A 2,068-nucleotide genomic window follows, 5' to 3' on the forward strand; every position below is an offset into this window, starting at 1 on the left:
CAGCCGGACGCCGCCGTGCAGCACGCCCGCGCCCGCGACCGCCAGGCCGCCGCCCGGCGGGAGCGCTTCCCCGACCCGGCCGGCCTGCTGCTCACCGCGCTCGGCCCCGGCCCCCGGCTGTGGGAGCGCCCGCCGGCCCACCCGGACGCGCTCACCGTGCGCCTGGGCATCGCCGACCTGCCCGGCGGCCCCGGCACCACCCCCGGCACCGTGCTGCCCGCCGTGCCGGTCACCGCCGACCTGCGCGCGGCCGGCAGCCTCGGCCTCACCGGCCCGCGCGCCCGCCTGCTGGGCCTGGCCCGCTCGGTGCTCGCCCAGCTGGCCGTGCTGCACCCGCCGAGCGGGCTGAGCCTGGCGGTGGTCAGCGCCGACCCCGAGCAGGACGCGGAGCAGCGCACCGCCGACTGGGCCTGGTCGCTCTGGCTGCCGCACCTGCGCCCGGGCCAGGGCCAGGACTGCCGGCTGCTGGTCGGGCTGGACCCGGCGCAGGCCCAGGAGCGGCTGGCCGAGCTGGTCGAGCGCCCGGCCGAGGAGGCCGCCCAGCCGCTCACCGTGCTGCTGGTGGACGGCGATCCCGGCTCCGGCCCGGCCCGCGAGTCGCTGGCCCGGCTGCTCTCCCACGGCCCGGCCGCCGGGGTCTTCCCCATCTGCCTGGCCGAACTCCCCGAGCTGCTGCCCACCGGGCTCGGCAGCACCGCCGCGATCACCGGCGAGGTGGCCACCCGGCTGACCGTCACGCAGGGCGTCGACCGGGTCGGCGAGCGGGTCGAGGACGTCGCGCTGGACGCCGTCTCGGCCGCCTGGGCGGAGCGGCTGGCCCGGGCGCTGGCGCCGCTGCGCGAGGCCGCGCCGGTCTCCCGCGGCCCGCTGCCGGAGGCGCTGCGCCTGCTCGACCTGCTGGAGCTGGACAGCGTCACCCCGGCCAAGCTCTCCGCCCGCTGGGCCGACCTGCCGAGCACCGCCGGCACCGCCGCCGCCCTGCTCGGCACCACCCGGGACGACCTCTGCACGGTCGACCTGGCCGGCGCCGAGCCGGCCGACCCGCAGCACCTGCTGGTCGGCGGGGCCCGTGGGTCGGGCAAGAGCGAGCTGCTGCGCACCCTGGTGGCCTCGCTGGCCGTCGGCGAGCGGCCGGACCGGCTGCAGGTGCTGCTGATCGGCGGCCGGGACGGCGCGCTGGCCGGCTGCGCCGAGCTGCCGCACGTCGCCGCCCAGCTGGACGCCGCCGCCGACCCGCGCCAGGCGCTGCTCACCGCCGAGTCGCTGCACGAGGAGCTGGCCCAGCGCGAGCGGCTGTTCCGCGGCCGCTCCTTCCCGGTCTGGTTCGCCGAGCGGGCGCTGACCGCCCGCCCCGCCGCCGTGCTCGGCCCGCAGCGCGGCGCCGCCGACGCCGCGCTGCTCGGCTCCTACCCGCCCGCCGCGACCGCCCCCGCCGCCGCGACCGTGGTGGCCGACCCGCCCCCGGCCCGGCTGGTCGTGGTGGTGGACGACTACGACGCGCTGCTCTCCCCCACCTCCCCCGCCGGCCGGCCGCTGGCCCGCGCGCTGGCCGCGGTGGCCCAGCACGGCGGGCGGCTCGGCGTGCACCTGGTGGCCGCCACCGGCCGCCCCGAGCTGACCGCCGGCAGCGAGGTGGACGAGGCCGCGCAGTGGCGGATCGCGCTGCGCACCGACCACCCGGGCGACTCCGAGCTGCTGGTCCACCTGGGCGACTCCGCCGCGCTGCCCGAGCAGACCCCCGGCCGCGGCTACCTGCGCCGCCCGGACGGCGCGGTGCTCGCCTTCCAGACCGCCCGGATCAGCGGCCGGATCCCACGCACGGCCACGCTGCGCCCGACCGTGGTCGCCGTCGACCCCGCGCAGCTGGGCGCGCCGCCCACCCGCCGCCCGGTGCGCGAGCTGGGCAACGGGCCGACCGACCTGGCGCTGCTGGCCAGCGCGCTGCAGCGGGCCGCGCAGGGCTGAGCCCGGCCGCCCGCCGAGGGCAGCCGGATCGACTGCGGCCTGTTCGGCGGGGCCCCGGCGAACCTCTCGTTCAAGACCGGCGACCGGATCGAGGCGATCGTGG

General features: G+C 80.5%; 1 protein-coding gene. It reads left to right on the forward strand.

What is annotated here, in order from left to right; all coding sequences use genetic code 11:
- A partial coding sequence (locus ACQRUO_RS35910) for an FtsK/SpoIIIE domain-containing protein (RefSeq protein ID WP_428320366.1) occupies positions 1-1,965 on the forward strand: 1,965 nt, incomplete at its 5' end.
- Positions 1,966-2,068: the final 103 nt, after the last annotated feature.

Origin of the sequence: Kitasatospora sp. LaBMicrA B282, from assembly GCF_050325825.1 — a bacterium.
GTDB lineage: Bacteria > Actinomycetota > Actinomycetes > Streptomycetales > Streptomycetaceae > Kitasatospora.